The organism is Leclercia tamurae, from assembly GCF_025566055.1.
GTDB classification, from domain to species: domain Bacteria; phylum Pseudomonadota; class Gammaproteobacteria; order Enterobacterales; family Enterobacteriaceae; genus Enterobacter; species Enterobacter tamurae.
In genome coordinates, this window is the sequence record NZ_JAMHKS010000076.1 from 23,094 (window position 1) to 48,497 (window position 25,404).

The window sequence follows — 25,404 nt, forward strand, 5'->3', positions numbered from 1 at the left end:
CCATAAAAAAACGCCGGCCTGGCCAGCGTTTTGGGGTGACTAACACGAAGCTCAGGCTTTATTGTCTACTTTGGCGCGCGCTTCGTCACGTAATTCTCGTCGTAATATCTTCCCGACGTTTGATTTGGGCAGTTCGTCGCGAAACTCCACCAGTTTCGGCACTTTGTAGCCGGTCAGCTGGCGACGACAGAAGGTAATCAGCGCCTCTTCGCTGAGGTCAGGATCTTTTTTCACCACAAAGATTTTGACCGTTTCACCGCTGCTGCCTGCCGGAACGCCTACCGCGGCCACTTCCAGCACGCCGTTGTGCTGCATTACCACGTCTTCAATCTCGTTCGGATAGACGTTGAACCCGGAGACCAGGATCATATCTTTTTTACGATCGACGATGCGCAGGAAACCTTCGTCATCCATCACCGCAATGTCACCGGTGTGCAGCCAGCCATCTTTGATGATTTCGTCGGTGGCGTCCGGACGCTGCCAGTAGCCCAGCATCACCTGCGGCCCTCTCACGCAGAGTTCGCCCGGTTCGCCATGCGGCACTTCGTTATCGTTGTCATCCACCAGTTTGGCTTCGGTGGAGGGCACCGGCAGGCCGATGCTGCCGCTGTGGTAGTCGATGTCGTGCGGGTTGACGCTCACCAGCGGAGCGCACTCGGTCAGGCCATAGCCCTCCAGCAGATACTGCCCGGTGAGTTTGACCCAGCGCTCGGCCACCGCCTGCTGCACCGGCATCCCACCGCCCGCCGACAGATGCAGGGTCGAGAAGTCGAGCTGCTGGAACTCTTTGTTGTTCAGCAGGGCGTTGAACAGAGTGTTCACCCCGGTCATGGCGGTAAACGGATATTTCGCCAGCTCTTTCACCAGGCCGGGAATATCCCGCGGGTTGGTGATGAGCACGTTCTGGCCGCCAAGCTCGATAAACAGCAGGCAGTTCATGGTCAGGGCGAAGATGTGGTAGAGCGGCAGCGCGGTGATCACCAGCTCTTTGCCGCGATGCAGCAGCGGGCCGTAGGTGGCATTGACCTGCTCGAGGTTCGCCAGCATGTTGCGGTGGGTGAGCATCGCCCCTTTCGCCACCCCGGTGGTGCCACCGGTGTACTGCAGGAAGGCCAGATCCTGCGGCACCACTTCCGGTTTAACGTACTGCATCCGGTAGCCGTTGTGCAGCGCCCGGCGGAAGGAGATGGCGTCCGGCAGGTGATATTTCGGCACCAGACGTTTGACATATTTAACAACAAAGTTAACCAGCGTCCCTTTGGCGGTGGAGAGCTGATCGCCCATCCGCGTCAGAATGACGTGTTTGACCTGGGTCTTGTCGACCACTTTTTCCAGGGTATGCGCGAAGTTCGAGACAATCACAATCGCCGCCGCACCGCTGTCGTTCAGCTGGTGCTCCAGCTCACGCGGGGTATAGAGCGGATTGACGTTAACCACGATCATCCCGGCGCGCAGGATACCAAACAGCGCCACCGGATACTGCAGCAGGTTAGGCATCATCAGCGCTACCCGGTCACCTTTCTTCAGGCCTAAACCCTGTTGCAGGTAGGCCGCAAACGCCCGGCTGCGCTCTTCCAGCTTACGGAAGGTCATTACCTCACCCATGTTCACAAACGCAGGTTGATCGGCGTAGCGCGTCACGGAGTTTTCAAACAGTTCAACCAGGGATTGATAACGGTCAGGATTGATCTCTGCAGGCACATCCGCAGGATAACGGTTAAGCCAAACCTTCTTCACTACATCACCTCTGAAATGCGTGTTCGTCGTCATCACAGCCCCGGTTAATAAACAAGTCGTTAACATAATATTAACTCAGCGTACCAGTTTATTTATTGTCCGGATTTAAGGTTGCGAAGCGCGTCACTATTTATTTTTGTTATGGAGATAAAAAAAACGAAACAGCGGCCAGGCCGCTGTTTCTTCTTCAGTCTTAACAGGGAGTTACTCTGTTACTACCGTCCGAACCTGAGCCGGTCCGGGACCGTAACCTGGCCAGCCGCCATAGCCGTAGCCATATCCATAGCGCCACGGATGCGGGCCCCAGTAGAAGGGATCGATCGGCTGCGGCGGCATCACCACCTGCTGCACTACCCGCCAGCGTTTATAGCCGTTGGCCTGCAGGGTCATAAATTTATACGGCGTGTTGCCAATTTTGCCCTGCTCCGTGCCGGTGATCGTACCGACGACGGTGATCAGCTGGCCACGGAAATCCACCGGGTCGAGGAAACCGTTCACATCGGCATAGATGCGCCCGCGCGAGGCTTCACCCAGAATCGGCCGCGCGCCGCTGTCCAGCGGGACGGTGGCGATTTCCAGACGGGTTTTCCCCTGCTGGTTCATCACCTCCACCACTTTACCGCCGAAGCGTGCCTCCTGGCCGACATACAGCTCCGGGGCGTTCATCACCCGGACCAGATCCTGCTGCGGCGTCGGGCTGCTGCCCTTGATCGCATCAGGGACAGAGACACATCCTGTTAATGCCAGGGCAAGGGCCCCGACGGTCAGCAGACGAACAACATATTTTTGAACCGCCATGATGCGACTCCTTTTTCTCAGGCTCTGATACTGAGATTCACTCCCGGCCCGGAAGTTTCTTCCACGCTACGGTGTTTCGCAAATAAACCGGCTCGGCCTTCTCGACCGCCACGGTCTTTCCTGCGGCCAGCAGCTGACGGGCGATAGGCAGCATATCTTCTGCCGCAGGCAGCAGCACCTTGCCGTCCACCAGGGTCAGACCGCTGTCGTTGGCCATCTCCGGCCATGCCGGCCAGCCGGTTCCGACGGTCGCCCACTCACCGGAAAGCTGCTTCATACGTTCGCCTGCTGCGTCCGGGGTGAGCACCGCTTCGCTCTCTTCCCCGTGCCAGACGCCCTGCTCATCGCGGGTGTACTCAGCCCAGTAAACTTCGCCCATCCGGGCGTCGATGGCGGCCAGCACGCGGGTGGCACCGGTATTGCGCCAGGCACCTTCAGCCATGGTAGCGAGGGTCGAGACACCGATCATCGGCAGTTCGGCACCCAGCGCCAGCCCCTGGGCAATGCCAATCCCGATGCGCACGCCGGTAAAGCTGCCTGGGCCACGGCCATAGGCCAGGGCATCGAGGTTATTCAGGGAGGTGTTGCCCTCGGTGAGGATCATCTTCACCAAAGGCAGGATACGTTGGGTATGTTCCCGGGGGCACTCTTCGAAATGAGCACAGAGTTTACCGTCGTTCCACAGGGCAACAGAGCAGGCCTCTGTGGCGGTATCAATAGCCAGAATTCGCATGTGTTGTCGCGCTCTCGCAAGGGTCAGTCACAAAAAGGCGCGCATTTTAACACACCCGCCAGTAAATTACTCCGCCTCAGACGCCGCCAGGAAACGCACTGCGCGATCGATATCCCGGGTACGCGGCGCCGGTGGCAGGCTGGCGAGAAAGGTGGCGCCGTACGGGCGCATCACCAGCCGGTTATCGCAGATTACCAGCACCCCGCGATCGTCCACGTCGCGGATCAGGCGACCCACCCCCTGCTTGAGGGTGATTACCGCGTCCGGAAGCTGCACCTCGTCAAAGGGATCGCCCCCGCGCAGACGGCAATCTTCCATTCGCGCCTTCAGGAGCGGATCGTCCGGCGAGGTAAAAGGCAGTTTGTCGATGATCACCAGCGACAGGGCGTCGCCGCGCACGTCCACCCCTTCCCAGAAGCTGCTGGTTGCCACCAGCAGAGCGTTGCCGGCGGTGACAAACTGCTGCAATAGCTGGCCTTTGCTGGTTTCACCCTGCAACAGCACCGGCAGGGTCATGGTGGCGCGGAACTGCTCCGCCAGATCGCGCATCATGGCGTGGGAGGTACAGAGCATAAAGCAGCGGCCGTTGTTGGCCTCGATCATCGGCTTGAGCATCGCCGCCAGATGGCGGGCGGCACCGGGCTGATTAGGCAGCGGCAGATTACGCGGTACGCAGAGCAGCGCCTGAGTGGCGTAATCAAACGGACTCGGCAGCAGCAGGGATTTGGCCTCTGCGATGCCGAGACGTTCGGTGAAGTGGTGCAGATCGTCGTTCACCGACAGCGTAGCGGAGGTAAAGATCCAGCTGCCCGGTTTTTGCGCCATTACGTCCTGGAATTTATCAGCCACGGTGAGCGGCGTCAGGGCGAGGGTGAAATGGCGCGAGTTGCATTCGTACCAGTAGCTGTAGCCTGGCTGGTTAAACTCTTTCAGCCGTTTCAGGCGGGTGCGGTAGAGCGTGGCGCGCTCGAAGGCGGCATCCAGCAGCGCGGAACGGCCAAGGGAGAGCTTCGCCACGTCGTAGCAGAGCTCGAGGGCGTCGTCGAGCAGGAGTAGCGCGCGCTGGATATGCTGATCGGCCAGCAGTTCGCGCAGGTTGCCGCGATAACCCGGATCGCCGAGCTGCATACGGAAATCCTGAGTGCTTTGCGCCAGACGGTCGGCGCACTTCTGCAGCTGCTGGGTATCTTTCAGTTCGGTGCGGTAGGCGATGGTGAAATCTTTCGCCAGGTCCAGTAGCTGGCGGCTGGAGAGGGACTGGCCGAAATACTGGCTGGCGATATCCGGGAGCTGATGGGCTTCATCGAAGATCAATACGTCAGCCTCGGGGATCAGCTCGCCAAAGCCGCTCTCCTTCACCACCATATCCGCGAGGAACAGGTGATGGTTAACCACCACCACGTCGGCATCCATCGCCGTTTTACGCGCTTTGACCACAAAACAGTCTTTGTAGAGCGGGCAGTCGCTGCCGAGACAGTTGTCATTGGTGCTGGTGACCAGCGGCCAGACGGCGGAGTCTTCGGCCACGCTGGCGCAGGTGCTGATGTCCCCGTCGAGGGTCTGGTTAGCCCAGGTGCGCAGGATGATCACATCGCTGAGGGTCTGCACCGGCAGATCGCCTCCGGCCAGCGCCTGCTGGTCGAGCCGTTCAATACAGAGGTAGTTGGAGCGCCCTTTCAGCAGGGCCAGACGGCCTTTGTACCTCAGGGCTTTGGCCACGGTGGGCAGATCGCGACTGTAAAGTTGATCCTGCAGCGCCTTTGATCCGGTGGAGATGATCACTTTCTTTTTGGCACGCAGCGCGGGCGCGAGGTAGGCATAGGTTTTACCGGTGCCGGTGCCCGCTTCCACCACCAGCGGCCGGGCGCTGTCGATTGCCTCGGCTACCGCGTGCGCCATCTGACGCTGCGGTTCGCGCGGCTTAAAGCCGGGAATTGCCTTTGCTAACTGTCCGTCTGCTGCGAAATCGTCTGCCACTCTGCCCCCTGTATTTTTGCACAGGGGATTATGTCAGGCCGCTCGCCCTGGCGCCAGTCGAGAGTGACGCAGGCAAAACAATATGGCAGTCTTGCCTGCTGAAACAAACAATAACGAGGAAACGTAAATGACAATTGTGCGCATTGATGCCGAAGCCCGCTGGTCAGATGTGGTGATCCACAACCAGACCCTGTACTACACCGGCGTCCCAGCCAATCTGGAGGCCGACGCTTATGAGCAGACCGCCAATACCCTGGCGCAGATCGACGCGGTGCTGGAAAAACAGGGCAGCGACAAATCGCGCATTCTGGATGCGACGATTTTCCTGGCGAACAAAGATGATTTCGCGGCGATGAACAAAGCCTGGGATGAGTGGGTGGTGGCAGGTCACGCGCCTGTACGTTGCACGGTACAGGCGACGCTGATGAAACCGCAGTATAAGGTTGAGATTAAGATTATCGCCGCAGTGTAAGGGCGTTACTCCTCTTCATCCTCATCTTCAAAACGCGCCACGATCCGCTCGCCGGTATGGGTGGCGCGCAACTCGTTTGCCACCTGGGTAATGGCCTCTCCGCTGCTCATCCCCTGGGACATCAGCTCCTGAATACGCTCGACGGCCTTTTGCTGCTGGTCGTGGCTCAGTGAAGGTAAACCTGCAAACATCGTCAACTCCTGCTAAATTATCAGCGCTAATTATTTCACGCAGCCCGGTAGTCTACCACCCATGAACCCGTTATCCCCCACTGTTTTGACATTACCCTGGCGTTCAGATGCCGCAGAATTCTGGTTTGCGCCGCTAAGCTCTCTGCCGTGGGCGATGCTGCTGCATTCCGGCCATGCGGATCACCCCTACAGCCGCTTCGACATTCTGGTGGCCGACCCGCGCACCACCCTGATAACCCACGGGGCGGATACGCTGATTGACGGTGTTCACTCGGACGCCTGCCCGTTGAGTTTGCTCCAGCAGGCTATGGATGAGATGGGCCTGCCCTGCACACCGAACCCGGACCTACCCTTCCAGGGCGGCGTGCTGGGGTTGTTCGGCTACGACCTCGGTCGCCGCTTCGAACAGCTGCCGGAGCGGGCCGGGCGTGATATTACCCTGGCGGACATGGCCGTCGGCCTGTACGACTGGGCGATCGTTGTCGATCATCGCAAGCAGCAGGCGTCGCTGGTCTGTCATGGCGACGCAGAAGCCCGGCTGGCGTGGCTCGAATCACAACGTGCGCCCGCGAATGTGCCCGCGTTCCGCCTGACCTCCGGCTGGCAGGCCAATATGACCGCGGCGGAGTATCATGAAAAATTCGAGCGCGTGCAGGCCTTTTTGCACAGCGGTGACTGCTATCAGGTCAATCTGGCCCAGCGTTTTCAGGCCCGCTATGAGGGCGACGAGTGGCAGGCCTTTACCCGACTGAATGCTAACAACCGCGCCCCGTTTAGCGCCTTTTTGCGTCTCGAAGAGGGGGCTATTCTGAGCCTCTCACCGGAGCGGTTTATCCATCTGGCGGAGGGCGTCATCCAGACCCGCCCGATTAAAGGCACCCTGCCGCGCCTCGCGGATGCGGACGCCGATCGCCGACAGGCGGAGAAACTCGCCGCCTCGCCGAAAGACAGAGCCGAAAACCTGATGATTGTCGATCTGATGCGCAATGACATTGGCCGGGTGGCGGAGCCGGGAAGCGTGCGCGTCCCGGAGCTGTTCGTGGTGGAGCCCTTCCCGGCCGTCCATCACCTGGTGAGCACCATTACCGCCCGGCTGCCGCCCACGCAGACCGCCTGCGATCTGCTGCGCGCCGCCTTCCCCGGCGGATCGATCACCGGCGCGCCTAAGGTGCGGGCGATGGAGATCATCGACGAGCTGGAGCCGCACCGCCGTAACGCCTGGTGCGGCAGCATCGGCTATCTCAGTCTGTGCGGCGGGATGGATACCAGCATTACCATTCGAACCCTGACGGCAGTGGACGGACAAATTTACTGTTCCGCAGGCGGCGGGATCGTGGCTGACAGCCAGGCCGCAGCGGAATATCAGGAAACCTTTGATAAAGTGAATCGTATTCTGCAACAACTGGAGCGCTAACTGGTGAATACCCACGACCTGACTCTCGACATTTTTTTATCGCGTTTTCAGCTTTTGCGTCCGCAGGTGAACAGCACGTCGTTAAACCAGCGCCAGGCGGCGGTGCTGATCCCGGTGGTGCGTCGGGAGCAGCCGGGCCTGTTACTGACCCGACGTTCCGCGCAGATGCGCAAACATGCCGGTCAGGTGGCGTTTCCTGGCGGCGCGGTGGACAGCACCGACGCCTCGTTAATTGCCGCTGCCCTGCGTGAAGCCGAGGAAGAAGTGGCTATTCCGCCGCACAAGGTCGAGGTGATTGGCGTCCTGCCGCCCGTAGACAGCGTGACCGGTTTTCAGGTGACGCCGGTGGTGGGCATTATTCCTCCCAACCTGCCCTATCATGCCAGCGTCGATGAAGTGGAGTCGGTGTTCGAAATGCCGCTCGCCGAAGCCCTGCGTCTGAGCCGTTATCATCCCCTGGATATTCATCGTCGTGGCCACGATCATCGGGTATGGCTCTCCTGGTATCAGCATTATTTTGTCTGGGGCATGACCGCGGGAATTATTCGCGAACTGGCGCTGCAGATCGGCCTGAAACCTTGACTATACTTTACATTCGCCTCTTTTTTGCACCTTTGCGATCCGCCTCCCGCTATTAGTTAATCCCGCGTTGGCCATTAGTTTAATTCATGTGAATAGTTGAGCTGACGACGGGCTTCCCTCTTACACTATGCGAAGTTATTACATCGTTACTGGAAACCCGGTAACCCTGTCAGGAGTGTTAACGTGATTAGTATATTCGACATGTTCAAAGTGGGGATTGGTCCCTCTTCTTCCCACACTGTAGGGCCGATGAAGGCCGGTAAACAGTTCGTCGATGACCTGGTCGAAAAAGGATTACTGGACAGCATTACCCGCGTGGCAGTGGACGTATACGGTTCACTGTCGTTAACGGGTAAAGGCCACCACACCGATATCGCCATTATTATGGGTCTGGCCGGAAATATGCCGGACACCGTAGATATTGACGCCATTCCGGCGTTTATCCGCGACGTGGAAACGCGCGGTCGTCTGCTGCTGGCGAATGGCCGGCAGGAAGTGGACTTCCCCCAGGACGACGGGATGCGTTTTCGCAGCGACAACCTCTCGTTGCATGAGAACGGGATGCAGATTCACGCCTTCAGCGGCGACAAAGTGGTCTACAGCAAAACCTATTACTCTATCGGCGGCGGCTTTATTGTCGACGAAGAGCATTTCGGCAAAGACACGGCGGGCGACGTGAACGTACCTTACCCGTTCAAGTCAGCGAAAGAGATGCTGGATTACTGCCACGAGACCGGCCTGTCCCTCTCCGGCATGGTGATGCAGAACGAACTGGCACTGCACAGCAAGAAAGAGATTGAAGACTATTTTGCTAACGTCTGGCAGACCATGCGTGCCTGTATCGATCGCGGCATCAATACCGAAGGTGTGTTGCCAGGTCCGCTGCGCGTACCGCGTCGCGCCTCTGCCCTGCGCCGGATGCTGGTCACCACCGACAAGTATTCCAACGATCCGATGAACGTCATCGACTGGGTGAACATGTTTGCCCTGGCGGTAAACGAAGAGAACGCCGCCGGCGGACGTGTGGTCACGGCCCCGACCAACGGTGCCTGCGGGATCGTTCCGGCGGTACTGGCCTACTACGATCACTTTATCGAATCGGTGAGCCCGGATATCTACATCCGCTACTTCCTCGCCGCTGGCGCGGTGGGTGCGCTGTATAAGATGAACGCCTCCATCTCCGGGGCCGAAGTCGGCTGTCAGGGTGAAGTCGGTGTGGCCTGCTCAATGGCGGCTGCCGGTCTGGCTGAGCTGCTGGGCGCCAGCCCGGAACAGGTGTGCGTGGCGGCAGAGATCGGCATGGAGCACAACCTCGGTCTGACCTGCGACCCGGTTGCCGGTCAGGTGCAGGTGCCCTGTATCGAACGTAACGCCATCGCCTCGGTGAAAGCGATTAACGCCTCGCGCATGGCGATGCGCCGCACCAGCGAACCACGCGTCTCGCTGGATAAGGTCATCGAAACCATGTACGAAACCGGCAAAGACATGAACGCCAAATACCGCGAAACCTCCCGCGGCGGCCTGGCGATCAAGGTGCAGTGCGACTAATCCTCTGACTGCCCTGCTGCAACTTTCGTCTTTCATACCCCCTTCGCCCATCTGATACAGATGGGCGAATTTCATGCACTTTTCTCGTTACCTGAAATAATGCCCACTACACTAGCTGAGTTGCCACGGGCATTGGCGCCAGTGGCTTTTCGGGTGGCCGTGGCATGCAAACAGCTCACAGGATAATTACAGATTATCGCCGCAAACGGATTATCGTCTGCCTGGTACTGTCCCTCTCCACTCTCATCTGCTCGCTCATCATCGGCTTTATTTCGCAGCGTAATTTAAATCAGCAGTCTACTGCCGCCTTTGTGTCGCATGCGGTTGAGACCCTGGATAAGATCCTGCAGCCGCTGGAGACCGGGCGCGACGTGGTGCAGCCGCTGATCGGCCTGCCCTGCGTGGAGGTCAATTTTTTACTGCGTAAACAGGCCGCCTCCCTGCAAACCGTGCGCTCGATTGGTCTGATCAAGGACGGTATTCTCTACTGCTCCAGCATGTTCGGAAACCGCGATATCCCCATCAGCCAGTTCCAGCCCCGGCTGCCCGCTTCTCAGCCTTTACTGCTCCTTACCACCGACCATGCTCTGCTGCAGGGCAGTCCGGTGCTTATCCAGTGGTATCCGGTGCCGGGCCAGGTTGATGATGGGGTGATGGAGATTGTGAATATCGATCTTATTGCCAGACTGCTGCTGGAGCCCCAGCTGCCCATTATCAACGACGTCAACCTCAGCGTCGGCGGTAAGCATCTGAACTATGACCGCCAGCTCTCGGATGCGCTGGTGTTTGACAGTGACGAGACGGTGTTTCAGCAGGCCTCCAGTAATTTCCCGTTCACCATTACCGTGAACGGCCCTGGCCCGACGGATCTGGCCCTGAGAAACCTGCCCTCGCAGCTGCCCCTGGCGGTGATCTTCACCATGCTGGTGGGCTATATCGCCTGGCTTGCCACCGCCAGCCGCATGAGCTTTACCCGGGAGATCAATTATGGGCTTGCTGCCGGAGAGTTTGAGCTGTTCTGCCAGCCGCTGATCGATGCCAAAAAGCAGGACTGCGTGGGGGTAGAAATTCTTCTGCGCTGGAATAACCCGCGGCAGGGGTGGATCGCCCCGGATATTTTTATCCCGCTGGCGGAGGAGCATAACCTGATTGTCCCCCTGACCCGTTACGTGCTGATCGAAACCGTCAGCCATCTGGCGATGTTTCCCACCGCGTCGGGGTTTCATATTGGCATCAACGTGGCGGCCAAACATTTTCGCGACGGGGTGCTTCTCCACGATCTTAACAGCGTCTGGTTCAGCGCCGAGCCCGCGCAGCAGCTGGTGATTGAGCTTACCGAGCGCGATACCCTGCTGGAGATGGATTACAACATTGTGGAGGCCCTGCATCAGAAAGGGGTCAAGCTGGCGATCGATGATTTCGGCACCGGCAACAGCTCGCTGTCGTGGCTGGAAAAACTCAATCCGGAAGTGCTGAAAATTGATAAATCCTTCACCGCCGCGATTGGCACCGATGCCGTTAACTCGACGGTGACGGATATTATTATTGCCCTGGCCCAGCGTCTGAACATTGAGCTGGTGGCTGAAGGGGTGGAGACCTGCGACCAGGCGAAGCATCTACGCCTGCACGGCGTCGAAATTCTGCAGGGATTCCTCTATGCGCGGCCAATGCCGCTGCGGGATTTCCCGCAGTGGCTGGCGGAGAGTTCACCTCCGCCAGCCTCTCACAACGGGAACATGATGCCGTTGTTACCCTGATTACTCGTCTTCGTCGTGGGCAGACTGCTCTTTAACAATGCGCACCAGGTCAACACGATAATCATTGGCGGTCACGATGGTTATCTTCAGCGGCGGCAATTCAAGCACATCACCGGCACGCGGGATCTGACCATTAACGGCAATCACCAGACCCGCCACCGTCGCGATATCATCATCGTTGTTGGTCAGACGTTCCAGACCCAGCGTATGTTGCAGCGCATGCAGGTCGGTGGTGCCTTTTACCAGCCAACCATCATTGTCGTTGATGATTTCCGGGGTTTCGTCAGCATCCGGGAACTCACCGGCAATCGCTTCCAGGACGTCCAGTGGCGTCACCAGACCCTGCACCACGCCAAACTCGTTGGTCACGATCACAAAGCTACCCCGGGCACGACGCAGCACGCCCAGCAGATTGATCGGGTCGAGGGTCTCCGGCACCACGATGGCAGGCGAGGCGGCCGCAATGGCTTCAACGTTCGCCCCCTCTTCCAGCGCCACCAACATCTCTTTAGCACGCACAATACCGATGATCTCATCCAGTTCACCGCGACACACCGGGAACAGGCTGTGCGGGGAGGAGAGCAGCTGCTGGCGGATTTCTTCCACGCTCAGGCTGGCATCGACCCAGCTGATCTCACCGCGCGGGGTCATGATCCCGCGCAGGGAGCGCGAGGCCAGCGACAGCACGCCGTTGATCATATAGCGTTCTTCTTCCACAAAGGCGCCTTCAGGTACCGGCACCGGAGCATGGTTATCGTTATCCTGCTGCGCTTTGGCTTCACGGCGGCCGCCCATCAGACGCAGGATCGCATCAGCGGTACGGGCACGCAGCGGCTGGTTCGACTGCTGGCGAATAAAGTTGCGGCGGGCAATCTGGTTAAACATCTCTATAATGATCGAGAAACCAATTGCGGCGTACAGATAGCCTTTCGGAATATGGAAGCCGAAACCTTCTGCCACCAGGCTCAGACCAATCATCAGCAGGAAGCTCAGACAGAGCACCACCACGGTCGGATGCTCGTTAACGAATCGTGTCAACGGCTTCGAGGCGAGTAGCATCACCGCCATCGCAATGATCACAGCAGCCATCATCACCGGCAGGTGGTTCACCATACCGACAGCGGTAATTACCGCGTCGAGGGAGAAGACGGCATCCAGCACCACGATTTGCATGACCACCACCCAGAAGCTGGCGTAGCCTTTGCCGTGTCCGTCATCATGCTGGCGGTTTTCCAGCCGTTCATGAAGCTCGGTTGTGGCTTTGAAGAGCAAGAATAGCCCCCCCACCAGCATGATCAGGTCACGCCCTGAGAAGGTGAAATCGAATGCGGTAAACAGCGGTTGCGTCAGCGTCACCATCCACGAGATGACCGACAGCAGTGCAAGACGCATGATCAGCGCCAGCGACAGGCCGATTAAACGGGCTTTATCCCGTTGTTTAGGCGGCAGTTTATCCGCAAGGATGGCAATAAACACCAGGTTATCGATGCCGAGAACGATCTCAAGCACTACCAGCGTGAGCAATCCTACCCAGATTTGCGGGTCCATTAAGAATTCCATGACAAGCTCCTGCTAAAGGAATGGCAAAACGGCGCCGCGACAGATGCGGGCGAAACGGTAAAAGGCGTAAACAGTGAGTGGCGAGAGTCGCCGGTGAGGCTGGCCAGAGTTGGCCGGGTTAACAAGTGGCGTCGGTGACGGTCCATACAGTGGGCTACTGCCCAATACTCCTGACAAGTAAACGGACGCTAAACATATCAGAGACATGGGCTTTATGGCAAAGATTTACTTTCCTTTGCAAACAGATGTTTCAGCGCTTTTTTTGATCGCAGAAATATCTCATTGGCTTAGGCTAAATTACGGATCTTCATCACATAAATTATTTTTTCACTGTCTAAAATAAATCGCGTAAGTATTAGTTCATTGAACTCTAACCCTTATCTGAATCGATTCGTTCTTTCGAAGATGATCTCTAATGCCCTGACGCATGATGGGCATTAACGATAATAAAAGGAGGTAGCAAGTGACTATTGCTATTGTTATAGGCACACATGGTTGGGCTGCAGAGCAGTTACTTAAAACCGCAGAAATGCTTTTAGGCGAACAGGAAAACGTCGGCTGGATCGATTTCGTTCCCGGTGAAAACGCCGAGACACTGATAGAGAAATACACGGCTCAACTGGCAAATCTGGATACCAGCAGCGGCGTATTGTTCCTTGTTGACACATGGGGTGGTAGCCCGTTTAACGCCGCCAGCCGCATTGTTGTCGATAAAGACCAGTATGAAGTGGTCGCCGGGGTCAATATTCCGATGCTGGTTGAGACCCTGATGGCCCGCGACGACAACCCGAGCTTTGACGAGCTGGTGGCGCTGGCGGTCGAAACCGGTCGCGAAGGCGTGAAAGCGCTGAAAGCAAAACCGGTTGAGGTTGCGAAAGCAGCACCGGTTGCTGCCGCGGCAGCCCCTAAATCCGCCGCCCCGCTGAAGCCCATGGGCCCGAACGATTACATGCAGATAGGCCTTGCGCGTATCGACGACCGTCTGATTCATGGTCAGGTTGCGACACGCTGGACCAAAGAGACCAACGTTAAGCGCATCATCGTGGTCAGCGATGAAGTGGCTGCCGACACGGTGCGTAAAACCCTCCTCACCCAGGTGGCTCCGCCGGGCGTGACCGCCCACGTGGTGGACGTCGCCAAAATGATCCGCGTTTATAACAACCCGAAATATGCGGGCGAGCGCATCATGCTGCTGTTTACCAATCCGACCGACGTTGAACGCGTGGTCGAAGGCGGCGTGAACATTACGTCCGTCAACATTGGGGGTATGGCGTTCCGTCAGGGTAAAACCCAGGTGAACAACGCGATTTCAGTCGATGAGAAAGATATCGAAGCCTTTAACAAACTCAATGCCCGCGGTATTGAGCTCGAGGCCCGTAAGGTTTCCACCGATCAGAAACTGAAAATGATGGATTTGATCGGCAAAGTCGGGAAATAACCCTGCGCTGATTTTCACATAAAGCTTATGTCATAGGAGAAGTACAATGGAGATTACCACTCTTCAGATTGTGCTGGTGTTCATCGTCGCGTGTATAGCGGGTATGGAATCCGTACTTGATGAATTTCAGTTTCACCGTCCGCTGGTTGCCTGTACCTTAATCGGCGCCGTTCTCGGGGATATGAAAACCGGTATCATCATCGGTGGTACCCTGGAAATGATCGCCCTTGGCTGGATGAACATCGGTGCGGCAGTGGCACCGGATGCGGCCCTCGCCTCCATCATCTCTACCGTTCTGGTTATCGCCGGCCATCAAAATATCGGTGCCGGTATCGCGCTGGCTATCCCGCTGGCGGCGGCAGGCCAGGTTCTGACCATCATCGTGCGTACCATCACCGTTGCGTTCCAGCATGCGGCTGATAAGGCGGCGGAGAATGGCAACCTGACGGCACTCTCCTGGATCCACGTCTCGTCCCTGTTCCTGCAGGCGATGCGTATCGCTATCCCGGCGGTTATCGTGGCGATTTCTGTCGGTACCAGCGAAGTCCAGAGCATGCTGAACGCCATTCCTGAGGTGGTGACCGGCGGTCTGAACATTGCCGGCGGCATGATCGTGGTGGTGGGTTATGCGATGGTCATCAACATGATGCGCGCAGGCTACCTGATGCCGTTCTTCTACCTCGGCTTTGTTACCGCGGCATTTACCAACTTCAACCTGGTGGCACTGGGTGTGATTGGTGCGGTCATGGCTATCCTCTATATCCAGCTGAGCCCGAAATATAACCGCGTAGCCGGTGGTGCACAGGTTGCTGGTAATAACGATCTCGATAACGAACTGGACTAGCAGGTGAGCGACATGGTTGATATGACTAAAACTACCCCTCAGAAAAAACTGACTCCAGGGGATATTCGTGGCGTGTTCATCCGTTCTAACCTGTTCCAGGGTTCATGGAACTTCGAACGTATGCAGGCGCTGGGCTTCTGCTTCTCGATGGTGCCGGCGATTAAACGTCTGTACCCGGAAAATAACGAAGCGCGTCGTCAGGCGATTAAGCGTCACCTGGAATTCTTCAACACCCATCCTTACGTTGCAGCCCCGGTACTGGGCGTAACCCTGGCGATGGAAGAGCAACGCGCAAACGGGGCCGAGATCGACGATGGTGCCATCAACGGTATCAAAGTGGGTCTGATGGGGCCGCTGGCTGGCGTGGGCGACCCAATCTTCTGGGGTACCGTGCGTCCGGTCTTCGCGGCGCTGGGTGCCGGTATTGCCATGAGCGGTAGCCTGCTCGGTCCCCTGCTGTTCTTTATCCTGTTCAACGTGGTGCGTCTGGCGACCCGTTATTACGGCGTGGCCTACGGCTACCGTAAAGGGGTGGATATCGTTCAGGATATGGGCGGCGGCTTCCTGCAGAAACTGACTGAGGGGGCGTCAATCCTCGGCCTGTTTGTGATGGGGGCGCTGGTGAACAAGTGGACGCACGTCAACATCCCACTGGTGGTGTCAACCATCACCGGCCAGGATGGTCAGACTCGCGTCACCACCGTGCAGACCATCCTTGACCAGCTGATGCCGGGCCTGGTTCCGCTGCTGTTAACCTTCGCCTGTATGTGGCTGCTGCGTAAGAAAGTCAATGCGCTGTGGATCATCGTCGGCTTCTTCGTTATCGGTATCGTGGGTTACGCTATCGGTCTGCTGGGTCTGTAAGTTTTACTGAATACACCGGGGGCATGTACGCCCCCGTTTTTTTATCCGGAGGATGAATGACGGTCACGGACATCGTACTGGTTGTCTTTATTGTTGCCCTTCTGGCGTATGCCATCTACGACGAATTGATCATGCCCCGCCGCCATGGCGCGACCCTGCTGACCATCCCCCTGCTACGTCGCGGCCGCGTTGATGCCATCATCTTTGCTGGCCTGCTGATGATCCTGATTTATAACAACGTGATGAGCCAGGGTGCTTTATTAACCACATGGTTATTATGTGCTCTGGCATTAATGGCGTTTTATCTGTTCTGGATGCGAGTTCCGAAAATAATCTTCAAATCCACTGGATTCTTTTTCGCCAATGTCTGGATAGAATATAACCGCATTAAAGAGATGAATTTATCGGAAGACGGCGTGCTGGTGATGCAATTAGAGCAGCGGCGCCTGCTCGTGCGGGTCAAGAATATTGACGACCTGGAGAAGATATACAAATTACTCGTTAAAACTCAATGAGATAAAATAATAGCATTGGCTATATTTTGACGATGAATTTAACCTGTCATATAGCCAAAGCTATATTTGATGATGTAATACACGTCATATTACTAACGTTATTTTCACATTAAAATCTAAATGAAAATCGTTATCATCAAGCCTGACGAATAATACTTCCGGTTGTTGTTTTAACTTCTCAAAATATGTTAAGGTTGCGCCCGTCGTTGGGGAGTAGCCGATTTCCGGCATGCCGGAAATGTACGTGTCAACATACTCGTTGCAAAACGTGGCACGTATGGATTGTTTCTGCGTCAGGCAGAGGGATCAGGCGAGACCATAGATGCATCAACTGCTGTTTACTGGGGGCAGTGATGTGTCATATGGATATTCCCGGTCTGGACGCGCTGATGAACCTCTCTGCAACCCTTCTTCTGGCCTTTGGTATGTCTATGGATGCCTTTGCTGCTTCCATGGGGAAAGGTGCCACGCTCCACAAACCCAAATTCTCTGAAGCCCTGCGTACCGGCCTTATCTTCGGTGCGATAGAAACCCTGACGCCGCTGATCGGTTGGGGTCTGGGGATGCTCGCCAGCCAGTTCGTGCTGGAATGGAACCACTGGATCGCCTTTATCCTGCTGACCTTCCTCGGCGGGCGTATGGTTATCGAAGGCATTCGTAATGATGTCGATGAAGACCAGCCCGTTCACCGCCACGGCTTCTGGCTGCTGGTGACGACAGCAATCGCCACCAGTCTTGATGCAATGGCGGTTGGCGTGGGGCTGGCGTTTCTGCAGGTGAACATCATTGCTACCGCGCTGGCAATTGGCTGCGCGACCTTAATCATGTCCACCCTGGGGATGATGATCGGCCGCTTTATCGGCCCGCTGTTAGGCAAACGCGCCGAGATCCTCGGCGGTGTGGTGTTAATTGGTATCGGGGCTCAAATCATGTGGAGCCACTTCGCCGGTTAACCGACGCGCTGCCAGCAGTGGATGCTAAAATCTGTCTGGCAGCTAAATAGTTCCTGTTTTGCCAGCGTCTCCCACACCTCCGGTTTTGCCCGCCACGCAAACGGCGTCATCTGTAACAGCGCCACCGCCTCTGTTCCGCTCAACGACATGTTATACGCCAGCGACTGCTCCTCCCGGAGCGCAAAACCTGCCAGCTGCTCTGAGTGCGGGGCATGCAGCAGAACATCGCTGTAAATCAGCCCTTTCAGCTCCATCAGGTGACGCGGACCCGGCGTGACGGTAATCACCCAGCCGCCCTCTTTCACCACCCGGGCCAGCTCTTCCCCTTTGCAGGGAGCGTAAATGCGGATCACCGCATCCATGCTGCTCTCTTCAAACGGCAGACGGTGGCTGGACGCCACGCAAAAGGTGACCTGCGAATAGCGTTTGGCTGCGGCACGGATGGCGGATTTAGAGACGTCCAGCCCAAAGGTTCCGGCACCCTTTGTCGCTGCAGTATCGGCAAAGGCGGCGGTGTAATACCCTTCCCCGCAGCCGATATCAAGAATCGACGTTGCGCTAGCGGGCAGTAAGGTCGCCAGCTTACCGGCCACCGCATCGCGCAGGGGCTGATAATGACCGGCGTCGAGGAAAGCTCTGCGCGCCTGCATCATCTCCGCGCTGTCGCCCGGATCGCGGGAACGCTTGTGCTGCACCGGGAGCAGATTGACATAGCCCTCTTTCGCCATATCGTACCGATGCCCCTGCGGGCAGGCGTAACTTTTATCCGTTTGCGCCAGCGGCGCGTGGCAAAGAGGACAGCAGAATGTCATGGGAACTCCGGGCAATCATAAAGGGCGAAAGTGTACCGCTAATCGCCCCGCTATAAAACGGCCTTAACGCATTACGATAAGATGGCTGGAATCGGCCGGTAAGCCGTCAGGTTTGATGTTTTCGATGCGCAGCACGTCACCCATTATCTGGCTGAATACCGGCGCGGAGACTGCCCCGCCATAATAGGCCCCGTTTTGCGGATCGTTGATCACCACCGCGAGAGCAAACACCGGACGGCTGGCCGGGGCCACGCCGGCGGTATAGGCCACGTATTTATCGACATAGTTGCCGCCGTCATCGATTTTCTTCGCGGTACCGGTTTTCACCGCCACCCGGTAATCACGCACCGCCGCTTTAACCCCACCGCCGCCGGGCAGCGCCACGCTCTCCATCATGTGCTCCACCTCCTGCACAATGGATGCGGGCATCACCTGAGTGCCGATAACCGGCGGATCGATACGGGTGATGGAGAGCGGACGTTCCAGGCCATTGCTGCCAATGGTGGCGTAGACGTGAGCCAGCTGGAGCGGAGTGACCATCAGGCCATAGCCAAAGGCAAAGGTAGCGCGATCGAGCTGGCTCCAGAATTTACGCTCGGGCAGCAGGCCGCTGCTCTCCCCGGTTAAGCCCAGCCCGGTAGAGCGACCAAAACCGAACCCATGATAGGTATCCAGCAGCCGCTGGATCGGCATCGCCAGCGAGAGCCGGGACACGCCGGTATCGCTCGATTTTTGCAGGATGCCGGTCAGCGTCAGCTCCGGGTAATAACCAACATCGCGGATGCGGTGTCCGGCCAGGGTGTAGGGATGGGTGTCGATAACGCTGTCCGGCTGCACCAGCCCTTGCTGGAGCGCGGTCATCAGCACCAGCGGCTTGACGGTAGAGCCCGGCTCGAAGGTGTCGCTGATGGCACGATTACGAAAATCATTCAGCGTCGCGCCGTCACGGTTATTGGGATTGAAGTCCGGGAAGCTGGCCATAGCGAGGATCTCCCCGGTCTGGACGTTGATCAGCACCGCCGCGCCCGACTCCGCCTTGTTCCACGCCACGGCATTGTCCAGCGCATCTTCGGTGATAGTTTGTAACCGCTCGTCAATGCTCAGCTGAATGTTATGGGCCGGGACGGGCGGGACTTCAGTAATATTCTCGATCACATGACCGAAGCGATCTTCGCGGACGCGGCGCAGGCCGGGCTTGCCGGTGAGCTGCGTGTTGAAACTTTTCTCGATCCCTTCAATTCCCTGCCCGTCGATGTTGGTAAAGCCGATCAGGTTGGCCGCCACGTGTCCGGCCGGATAAAACCGTCGGGACTCATCGCGCAGGCTGATACCCGGCAGATGCAGTTTTTCGATCCACTGGGCCTGAGCGGGATCCACCTGGCGAGCCAGATAGATAAAACGTCCCTGAGGATTGCCGTTGATCCGCGCGGCAAGGTTGCTGAGCGACAAATGCAGCGCACTGGCTAACGCCTGCCAGCGATCATCATACCCGACCCCACCTTTCGCCAGCACCGTTTTCGGATCGGCCCACACCGCCTGCACCGGCACGCTCACCGCCAGCGGCCGCCCTTCCCTGTCGACAATCATCCCTCTCGGGGCGTTAATAGCGACTTCCCGCAGCGAGCGCATATCCTCCTGCTTGACCAGCGGGTCCGGTTTAACAATCTGCAGCCAGGCGACGCGCCCCAGCAGGAAAACCAGACTGCCAAAGATGGCCAGGCAGAGAAGGGCAAAACGTATTGGGGTGAAGTTTGCTGCGGGATTGACGGGTTTCTTTTTCACCAGAGCTCCAGGGCTGAATAACAACGCCCTGATTTAACGGCAAATTTGCACCCTGATGGGGAAAACAATGCTAATACTCTCGCAGCTTTGCAACAAACTGCAAACGGAGACGCAGCTGGTAACACTTTGAAAAAATTACATTAAAAAGCCCCGCACAGGCGAGGCTTTATCTCTGCAACTGAAACGTCGAAACGCTTCAGATTAGGCAGGGGTTCGATCAGATAGCGGTTACGTTAACAGCAGCCGGACCTTTCTGGCCGTCCTGAATTTCGAACTCAACGTTCTGGCCTTCAGCCAGAGTTTTGAAGCCGTTACCCTGGATTGCAGAGAAGTGTACGAACACATCTTTGCTGCCGTCAGCAGGAGTAATGAAACCAAAACCTTTAGACTCGTTGAACCACTTAACTTGACCTTTAATCTTTGCCATTTGCAAAATTCCTTAGAATGTTTTCTTCGCCCGCAGGCATTCACTGAGATAAAACTGAGACATTACTGCATGAGGCACTAATATAAGGTTCGGCAGAGAAGCGGTATTCAACGACAACGTGTTTACTCAGGACTTCTTTACTGAAAATGCCACACATAAACAGAACTGTACCTCGTTTGACCCAAACCGTGTTATCACACACAACTTAAATAATGGCAAGCCATTTTTAAACGTGTCTCGATCAGCCGCACAAATTCAGGGACTGATTTGCCACAATCTGCACAGTAATGCACTTACGTGTATACATAGCCCGTATGTTGCTCGATCAGTAACCGTCAGGGTAGACGCTGTTATCAAAGACTTTTTTACCTTAGACCATTAACTACATAACGTCCAGCAAGCGAGGCTGATTTCGTGATGCGGTTATTTACGTTAGAACAATTGGTAAGAAGTTATGCTCATTTAATCGTAACGGCAGGCATTTGTTTACGTGAAAAAAAACAGCAACAAGCGCTTCGCTTGTTTAACTTATATACACAGCACCTTGATTGTCGCTATGCACCAAAATAATGATATTTTTATGAACCTGCTTCAAAAAAAGGCAATCAAAACGTTTCGATTAAAATAAAATATGATCCGCGTCGGTTTAATACGGAATAAGTACTAACCGAACAAAGAATAGTTTATATGGATAAATATTGGCCAATTCGTAAGGGCTGAAAGTTATCGCCCGGCAGCGATAAATCCCTCAGGGCCTGAGAGAGCTCTCTGACCGGTTCATCCAGCGATTCGTCCGTCAGCTCAAATACGCCCCAGTGGATCGGGATCGCCTTCGGCATGCCCAGCTTTTGCCAGAGCGCCACCGCCGACTGCGGATCCATATGATGAACCCCCATGAACCAGCGTGGTGCATAGGCGCCAACGGGTATCGCAATGGTATCCAGTTTTCCCAGCCGTTGCGGTATGGTCAGCAGTTCCGGGGTATAGCCGGTATCGCCGCTGAACCAGAAACGCTGGTTTTGCCCCTCAAAGACCCAGCCACACCATAGCGAGCGGTTGCGATCCCACAGGGTGCGCATACTCCAGTGCTGTGCCGGGACGGCGGTGAACACCATCCCCTCAAAGATGTAGCTTTGCCACCAGTCCAGCTCGACGACCTGCCTGGCCCCGCGCCGACGGCACCACTCCCCCAGGCCCAATGGCACAAAAAAGGTGAGCTGCGGAAAACGTCGCAGAAGCTGGCGGATCGTGGCCGAGTCCAGGTGATCAAAATGGTTATGGGAAATGACCAGCGCATCGAGCGGCGGCAGTGCCGCAACGTTCATCACCGACGGCGTTTTTCTGACAGGCCCGGCAAAGGAGACCGGGGAGGCGCGACGGGAAAAAACCGGATCGGTGAGAATATACTTCCCGTTCAGGCGCAGCAGCAGGCTGGCATGACCCAACCACCAGACGCCGTCTTCTTCATGGGTATTCAGGGTGACAGGTTGCCACCACTGACGGATAAACTGGTCGTAACCCTGTTCGGGCGGTTTCGGCAGGCCGGCGGCTTTGCGTTCTTTCTGCCAGCGTTCGACATCGCCGGGCTGGTGCTCAGATCCATCAGTATTGCGAAAACCCTGCGGGGTATGATGCGCGAGGGAGGCGTTATACCAGGGATTGCTCCAGGCCATACTCACCTCCCCTGACTGGTTAGCGTTCAGCTACCAGACGAATAAAGTCATCGTCCTGGCTGTTAGCCGTCTCTTCTGCCGCTTTTGGTGCTTCTTTCTCTTCCGGTTCATTGGCTTCGCACAGGCGGCGCAGTAGCGCGTTCTGTCGTTTCTGCAAATCGACTAATGTTTCCAGCAGTTCAATTTGCTCATTGGTACGGGAGCTTGCACGGTTGACGAAAAACCACACCACCAGCCCCACTACCAGCAATACCACCGAGATCGCCAGAGATACCACATTAAGCATCCCGGAATTCACTAACTCACCCATTTCACCCCCCACTAAAAACGCTCATATTACCACTCGCGTTAAGGAAGGAAATCATTTGCGATAAAAATGCCTGTTACCAGGGGATAAACTTATTGATAGAACAAATACCGCTAAAGAACTGTACATCCTGGTCACACATCACGTTGATGGTCTGCGTCCAGAGCAACACACAGGCCACCAATACCAGCACCAGAATCACCCAGCGTATTTTTTTCACTCCACTCTCCGTCCCATAACTGCCTGATGCCAGGTTATCATGCACAACTTAAACCATGCCTAACTGTAACGTGAAGACGAGCCTTTCGGAATCATAGACTTGTTAACGTGAATGTATGGGTTAGGCTGGGCGGCAGTCATTAAAAAAATGAGGCAATAATGCGCTTTTTTATTCGCACACTGATTGTTATAGCATTGATCTGGACAGGTTTACTGCTCGCAGGCTACGGCGTGCTGACGGGCAGTAAAGAGAATGCTGCCGGGCTGGGGATTCAATGCCAGTACCTCACCGCGCGCGGGTTCAGCACTGCGCAGTATATTCATTCTGATAGCGGCGTTATTGGACTCTCCCGCTGCCCGCTGCTGCGAAAGAGCGAAATAGTGGTCGATAACGGCTAACGCAAAGCATAAAAAACGCTGCCAGATGGCAGCGTTTTTTATGCAGGAATAACTCAGAACGGATAGTCGTTGTAACCCATCTGCTCAGAAATCTTCCGCGCCGCCGTGTGCAGCATTTCCACATATTCGTGCAGATGCTCTTCAGAGAAACGCAGCGTCGGGAAGGAGATACTCAGGCCAGCGATCACCACACCGAAGCGGTCGAATACCGGTACGCCGATGCAGCGCAAGCCTTCTTCCTGCTCCTGGTTATCTTCGCCATAACCCTGCTCACGCACTTTATCCAGCACCGCTAACAGCTCGTCGGTGGTGGTAATGGTGCGTTCGGTGCTGCGTTTATACTCGACGTTCTCGAGGATCTGCTTCACTTCTTCACGGTCGCGCCAGGCCAGCAGGACTTTACCGATAGCGGTACTGTACAGCGGGTTGCGGCGACCAATGCGTGAATACATGCGCAGGTTATACATGGAGTCGATCTTATGAATGTAGACAATGCTGTCTTCATCCAGCGCACCGAGGTGCACCGTCTCTTTCGTCAGACGAGAGAGTTCGCGCATCTGAATATCAGCGCTACGGATCAGATCGACGTTCTGCAGCGCGCGTGCGCCCAGTTCAAAAAGCTTCAGGGTCAGGGAGTATTTTTCAGACTCGCCTTCCTGTGCAACATAACCCAGTGATTTCATGGTCTGCAAAAAGCGGTAAACGGTGCTTTTTGACATCATCACACGCTGGGACAGCTCAGTAATACCAATTTCGCGCTCTTCGCCAAGCGCCTGCAAGATGCCGAACACCTTTAACACAGAAGAAACAGAATCTGGCTGTTTATCCAAATCCGCGATTGCCATTAATCACCTCAACGCAAGTGTTTTATAAAATTCAGAACCGGTTTTTATTATAAATTCGCCGCCGCATTGCTGCAATCAATCCTGGCTAACCTGGTTACAAATCTGCGACATATAACCGAAATAACAGTGATAATATCGTTACCCTGTTAATAATAACCTGTATTGCTCATTCATTCTCATGACAAAAACCCTCACAGATGGTCTGCCGTTGCCGCAGCGCTATGGTGCAATTGCGACCATTATCATCGGTATTTCAATGGCCGTGCTGGATGGCGCCATCGCCAACGTTGCTCTGCCGACTATCGCCAGCGACCTGATTGCCTCGCCCGCCAGTTCGATCTGGATCGTCAACGCCTACCAGATAGCGATTGTCATCTCCCTGCTTTCATTCTCGTTTCTGGGGGACATGTTTGGCTACCGCCGGGTTTATCAGTGCGGACTGGCGGTCTTTACCCTGACCTCCCTGTTCTGCGCCCTTTCGGACACCTTGCACACCCTGACCCTGGCGCGCATCGCTCAGGGATTTGGCGGTGCAGCGCTGATGAGCGTTAATACCGCGCTGATTCGCCTTATCTATCCGCAGCACCATCTGGGCCGGGGGATGGGGATCAACTCCTTTATTGTCGCCGTCTCCTCGGCAGCGGGCCCGACCATTGCCGCGGCGATCCTCTCGGTGGCCTCCTGGCAGTGGCTATTCTTAATCAACGTCCCGCTGGGGATCGTGGCCCTGCTGTTCGCCCTGCGCTATTTACCCGCCAACGGCCCGAAAAGCAGCATGCCTAAATTCGACCTGCCGAGCGCGGTAATGAACGCCCTTACCTTCGGCCTGCTCATCACCGCCCTGAGCGGTTTCGCCCAGGGGCAATCCCTGACGTTGATCGCTGGCGAGGTCGTGGCGCTGCTGGTGGTTGGTTTCTTCTTCGTGCGCCGTCAGCTGGCCCTGCCGGTGCCGTTGCTGCCGGTGGATCTGCTGCGGATCCCGCTCTTCTCCCTCTCCATCGGCACCTCAATATGCTCCTTCTGCGCGCAGATGCTGGCCATGGTCTCTCTGCCCTTCTTTCTGCAGAGCGTGATTGGCCGCTCGGAAGTGGAAACCGGTCTGCTGTTAACCCCCTGGCCGCTGGCCACCATGGTGATGGCGCCGTTGGCAGGCTATCTGATTGAGCGGGTGCATGCGGGATTACTGGGTGCGCTGGGGATGGTGATAATGGCAACCGGGCTTTTTGCCCTCGCCCTGCTGCCCGCGTCACCTCAGGATCTGGATATTATCTGGCGAATGATGCTGTGCGGGGCGGGATTTGGTCTGTTCCAGTCGCCGAACAACCACACCATTATTACCGCCGCCCCCCGTCATCGCAGCGGCGGGGCCAGCGGAATGCTGGGCACGGCGCGCCTGCTGGGACAAACTACCGGTGCAGCGCTGGTAGCCTTAATGTTTAACCTGGCCGGGCAAAGCGGCACGCACCTGGCGCTGCTGACCGCCGGCACGCTGGCTACCGTCGCGGCCATCATCAGCGGATTGCGGGTAACGCAGCCTCGTTCACAGCCATAAAAAAA

General features: G+C 56.4%; 26 protein-coding genes and 1 pseudogene. 12 read left to right on the plus strand and 15 right to left on the minus strand.

What is annotated here, in order from left to right:
- Positions 1-51: 51 nt before the first annotated feature.
- The 4 genes from fadD to M8318_RS16285 all read right to left on the minus strand — a co-directional run bounded on the left by fadD (position 52) and on the right by M8318_RS16285 (position 5,245).
- Entirely contained in the window at positions 52-1,737 is a 1,686-nt protein-coding gene (gene fadD / locus M8318_RS16270) for a long-chain-fatty-acid--CoA ligase FadD (protein WP_146145510.1), read from the minus strand.
- A gap of 204 nt (positions 1,738-1,941) precedes the next feature.
- Positions 1,942-2,535: a Slp family lipoprotein gene (locus M8318_RS16275; RefSeq protein ID WP_262663535.1), complete on the minus strand. Its 594-nt coding sequence runs from the start codon at positions 2,533-2,535 to the stop codon at positions 1,942-1,944.
- Positions 2,536-2,572: 37 nt separating this feature from the next.
- Positions 2,573-3,268: a tRNA (adenosine(37)-N6)-threonylcarbamoyltransferase complex dimerization subunit type 1 TsaB gene (tsaB, locus tag M8318_RS16280; protein ID WP_262663536.1), complete on the minus strand. Its 696-nt coding sequence runs from the start codon at positions 3,266-3,268 to the stop codon at positions 2,573-2,575.
- Positions 3,269-3,334: 66 nt separating this feature from the next.
- A complete protein-coding gene (locus tag M8318_RS16285) occupies positions 3,335-5,245 on the minus strand; it encodes an ATP-dependent DNA helicase (RefSeq protein ID WP_262663537.1) in 1,911 nt (636 codons plus the stop codon).
- A 127-nt stretch (positions 5,246-5,372) separates the two neighbouring features.
- On the opposite strand from M8318_RS16285, the gene M8318_RS16290 reads away from it, so the two are divergent.
- Positions 5,373-5,717 (plus strand): RidA family protein, encoded by a 345-nt coding sequence (locus M8318_RS16290; protein WP_106993279.1) that lies wholly within the window; start codon positions 5,373-5,375, stop codon positions 5,715-5,717.
- 5 nt (positions 5,718-5,722) lie between these two features.
- Here M8318_RS16290 and M8318_RS16295 read toward each other — a convergent pair whose 3' ends face one another.
- Entirely contained in the window at positions 5,723-5,908 is a 186-nt protein-coding gene (locus tag M8318_RS16295) for a YoaH family protein (RefSeq protein ID WP_106993280.1), read from the minus strand.
- A 61-nt stretch (positions 5,909-5,969) separates the two neighbouring features.
- Here M8318_RS16295 and pabB point away from each other — a divergent pair, with 61 nt between their 5' ends.
- The 4 genes from pabB to M8318_RS16315 all read left to right on the plus strand — a co-directional run bounded on the left by pabB (position 5,970) and on the right by M8318_RS16315 (position 11,209).
- Positions 5,970-7,322 carry an aminodeoxychorismate synthase component 1 gene (pabB, locus tag M8318_RS16300; RefSeq protein ID WP_262663538.1) on the plus strand — a complete coding sequence of 451 codons (1,353 nt, stop codon included), beginning with the start codon at positions 5,970-5,972 and terminating at the stop codon, positions 7,320-7,322.
- 3 nt (positions 7,323-7,325) lie between these two features.
- Positions 7,326-7,904, plus strand: coding sequence for a CoA pyrophosphatase (locus M8318_RS16305; protein WP_262663539.1), 579 nt, complete (start codon positions 7,326-7,328; stop codon positions 7,902-7,904).
- Between the two features lie 183 nt (positions 7,905-8,087).
- Positions 8,088-9,452 (plus strand): L-serine ammonia-lyase, encoded by a 1,365-nt coding sequence (gene sdaA, locus M8318_RS16310; protein ID WP_106993283.1) that lies wholly within the window; start codon positions 8,088-8,090, stop codon positions 9,450-9,452.
- Positions 9,453-9,616: 164 nt separating this feature from the next.
- Positions 9,617-11,209: an EAL domain-containing protein gene (locus M8318_RS16315; RefSeq protein ID WP_262663540.1), complete on the plus strand. Its 1,593-nt coding sequence runs from the start codon at positions 9,617-9,619 to the stop codon at positions 11,207-11,209.
- On the opposite strand, the gene yoaE is transcribed toward M8318_RS16315, so the two are convergent.
- Both yoaE and M8318_RS22760 read right to left on the minus strand, forming a co-directional pair.
- A complete protein-coding gene (gene yoaE, locus M8318_RS16320; protein WP_262663541.1) occupies positions 11,210-12,769 on the minus strand; it encodes a CNNM family cation transport protein YoaE in 1,560 nt (519 codons plus the stop codon). It lies immediately after the preceding gene.
- Positions 12,757-12,915 (minus strand): protein YoaL, encoded by a 159-nt coding sequence (locus tag M8318_RS22760; protein WP_408612297.1) that lies wholly within the window; start codon positions 12,913-12,915, stop codon positions 12,757-12,759. The genes yoaE and M8318_RS22760 overlap by 13 nt, the downstream gene beginning before the upstream one ends.
- Positions 12,916-13,232: 317 nt before the next feature.
- Here M8318_RS22760 and manX point away from each other — a divergent pair, with 317 nt between their 5' ends.
- From manX to mntP, 5 genes are all read left to right on the plus strand, one after another.
- Positions 13,233-14,207, plus strand: a complete 975-nt coding sequence (gene manX, locus M8318_RS16325; protein WP_262663542.1) for a PTS mannose transporter subunit IIAB — start codon at positions 13,233-13,235, stop codon at positions 14,205-14,207.
- Positions 14,208-14,253: 46 nt separating this feature from the next.
- Positions 14,254-15,051 (plus strand): PTS mannose/fructose/sorbose transporter subunit IIC, encoded by a 798-nt coding sequence (locus M8318_RS16330; protein ID WP_106993287.1) that lies wholly within the window; start codon positions 14,254-14,256, stop codon positions 15,049-15,051.
- A gap of 12 nt (positions 15,052-15,063) precedes the next feature.
- Positions 15,064-15,915, plus strand: a complete 852-nt coding sequence (locus M8318_RS16335) for a PTS mannose transporter subunit IID (RefSeq protein ID WP_039030789.1) — start codon at positions 15,064-15,066, stop codon at positions 15,913-15,915.
- A 56-nt stretch (positions 15,916-15,971) separates the two neighbouring features.
- Positions 15,972-16,430 carry a DUF986 family protein gene (locus tag M8318_RS16340; RefSeq protein ID WP_262663544.1) on the plus strand — a complete coding sequence of 153 codons (459 nt, stop codon included), beginning with the start codon at positions 15,972-15,974 and terminating at the stop codon, positions 16,428-16,430.
- Positions 16,431-16,819: 389 nt separating this feature from the next.
- A complete protein-coding gene (gene mntP, locus M8318_RS16345) occupies positions 16,820-17,383 on the plus strand; it encodes a manganese efflux pump MntP (protein ID WP_262663795.1) in 564 nt (187 codons plus the stop codon).
- On the opposite strand, the gene rlmA is transcribed toward mntP, so the two are convergent.
- From rlmA to mgrB, 7 genes and pseudogenes are all read right to left on the minus strand, one after another.
- A complete protein-coding gene (rlmA, locus tag M8318_RS16350) occupies positions 17,380-18,195 on the minus strand; it encodes a 23S rRNA (guanine(745)-N(1))-methyltransferase (protein WP_262663546.1) in 816 nt (271 codons plus the stop codon). The genes mntP and rlmA overlap by 4 nt on opposite strands.
- 63 nt (positions 18,196-18,258) lie before the next feature.
- Positions 18,259-19,977, minus strand: coding sequence for a peptidoglycan glycosyltransferase FtsI (gene ftsI / locus M8318_RS16355; RefSeq protein WP_262663547.1), 1,719 nt, complete (start codon positions 19,975-19,977; stop codon positions 18,259-18,261).
- Between the two features lie 217 nt (positions 19,978-20,194).
- Complete coding sequence (gene cspE / locus M8318_RS16360) at positions 20,195-20,404, minus strand: transcription antiterminator/RNA stability regulator CspE (RefSeq protein ID WP_001062678.1); 210 nt, start codon at positions 20,402-20,404, stop codon at positions 20,195-20,197.
- A gap of 12 nt (positions 20,405-20,416) precedes the next feature.
- Positions 20,417-20,561, minus strand: a pseudogene (locus tag M8318_RS16365) (DUF2627 domain-containing protein).
- 526 nt (positions 20,562-21,087) lie between these two features.
- A complete protein-coding gene (locus M8318_RS16370) occupies positions 21,088-22,077 on the minus strand; it encodes an MBL fold metallo-hydrolase (protein ID WP_262663548.1) in 990 nt (329 codons plus the stop codon).
- A gap of 19 nt (positions 22,078-22,096) precedes the next feature.
- Positions 22,097-22,387 carry a YebO family protein gene (locus M8318_RS16375; RefSeq protein WP_106993294.1) on the minus strand — a complete coding sequence of 97 codons (291 nt, stop codon included), beginning with the start codon at positions 22,385-22,387 and terminating at the stop codon, positions 22,097-22,099.
- A 73-nt stretch (positions 22,388-22,460) separates the two neighbouring features.
- A complete protein-coding gene (gene mgrB, locus M8318_RS16380) occupies positions 22,461-22,604 on the minus strand; it encodes a PhoP/PhoQ regulator MgrB (protein WP_103180034.1) in 144 nt (47 codons plus the stop codon).
- Positions 22,605-22,762: 158 nt separating this feature from the next.
- Here mgrB and M8318_RS16385 point away from each other — a divergent pair, with 158 nt between their 5' ends.
- Entirely contained in the window at positions 22,763-23,002 is a 240-nt protein-coding gene (locus tag M8318_RS16385) for a YobH family protein (RefSeq protein WP_261643995.1), read from the plus strand.
- Between the two features lie 53 nt (positions 23,003-23,055).
- Here M8318_RS16385 and kdgR read toward each other — a convergent pair whose 3' ends face one another.
- A complete protein-coding gene (gene kdgR, locus M8318_RS16390; RefSeq protein ID WP_106993296.1) occupies positions 23,056-23,847 on the minus strand; it encodes a DNA-binding transcriptional regulator KdgR in 792 nt (263 codons plus the stop codon).
- A gap of 178 nt (positions 23,848-24,025) precedes the next feature.
- On the opposite strand from kdgR, the gene M8318_RS16395 reads away from it, so the two are divergent.
- Positions 24,026-25,399, plus strand: coding sequence for an MFS transporter (locus M8318_RS16395; protein WP_262663549.1), 1,374 nt, complete (start codon positions 24,026-24,028; stop codon positions 25,397-25,399).
- Positions 25,400-25,404 lie beyond the last annotated feature (5 nt).

What these genes read in the sequence shown, in the direction of transcription:
- M8318_RS16275 (WP_262663535.1), bottom strand. Translation starts at nt 2,535, where the DNA reads ATGGCGGTTCAAAAATATGTTGTTCGTCTGCTGACCGTCGGGGCCCTT.
- tsaB (WP_262663536.1), bottom strand. Translation starts at nt 3,268, where the DNA reads ATGCGAATTCTGGCTATTGATACCGCCACAGAGGCCTGCTCTGTTGCC.
- M8318_RS16290 (WP_106993279.1), top strand. Translation starts at nt 5,373, where the DNA reads ATGACAATTGTGCGCATTGATGCCGAAGCCCGCTGGTCAGATGTGGTG.
- M8318_RS16295 (WP_106993280.1), bottom strand. Translation starts at nt 5,908, where the DNA reads ATGTTTGCAGGTTTACCTTCACTGAGCCACGACCAGCAGCAAAAGGCC.
- pabB (WP_262663538.1), top strand. Translation starts at nt 5,970, where the DNA reads ATGAACCCGTTATCCCCCACTGTTTTGACATTACCCTGGCGTTCAGAT.
- M8318_RS16315 (WP_262663540.1), top strand. Translation starts at nt 9,617, where the DNA reads ATGCAAACAGCTCACAGGATAATTACAGATTATCGCCGCAAACGGATT.
- yoaE (WP_262663541.1), bottom strand. Translation starts at nt 12,769, where the DNA reads ATGGAATTCTTAATGGACCCGCAAATCTGGGTAGGATTGCTCACGCTG.
- M8318_RS22760 (WP_408612297.1), bottom strand. Translation starts at nt 12,915, where the DNA reads ATGGACCGTCACCGACGCCACTTGTTAACCCGGCCAACTCTGGCCAGC.
- M8318_RS16330 (WP_106993287.1), top strand. Translation starts at nt 14,254, where the DNA reads ATGGAGATTACCACTCTTCAGATTGTGCTGGTGTTCATCGTCGCGTGT.
- M8318_RS16335 (WP_039030789.1), top strand. Translation starts at nt 15,064, where the DNA reads ATGGTTGATATGACTAAAACTACCCCTCAGAAAAAACTGACTCCAGGG.
- M8318_RS16340 (WP_262663544.1), top strand. Translation starts at nt 15,972, where the DNA reads ATGACGGTCACGGACATCGTACTGGTTGTCTTTATTGTTGCCCTTCTG.
- mntP (WP_262663795.1), top strand. Translation starts at nt 16,820, where the DNA reads ATGAACCTCTCTGCAACCCTTCTTCTGGCCTTTGGTATGTCTATGGAT.
- rlmA (WP_262663546.1), bottom strand. Translation starts at nt 18,195, where the DNA reads ATGACATTCTGCTGTCCTCTTTGCCACGCGCCGCTGGCGCAAACGGAT.
- cspE (WP_001062678.1), bottom strand. Translation starts at nt 20,404, where the DNA reads ATGGCAAAGATTAAAGGTCAAGTTAAGTGGTTCAACGAGTCTAAAGGT.
- M8318_RS16370 (WP_262663548.1), bottom strand. Translation starts at nt 22,077, where the DNA reads ATGGCCTGGAGCAATCCCTGGTATAACGCCTCCCTCGCGCATCATACC.
- M8318_RS16375 (WP_106993294.1), bottom strand. Translation starts at nt 22,387, where the DNA reads ATGGGTGAGTTAGTGAATTCCGGGATGCTTAATGTGGTATCTCTGGCG.
- M8318_RS16385 (WP_261643995.1), top strand. Translation starts at nt 22,763, where the DNA reads ATGCGCTTTTTTATTCGCACACTGATTGTTATAGCATTGATCTGGACA.
- kdgR (WP_106993296.1), bottom strand. Translation starts at nt 23,847, where the DNA reads ATGGCAATCGCGGATTTGGATAAACAGCCAGATTCTGTTTCTTCTGTG.
- M8318_RS16395 (WP_262663549.1), top strand. Translation starts at nt 24,026, where the DNA reads ATGACAAAAACCCTCACAGATGGTCTGCCGTTGCCGCAGCGCTATGGT.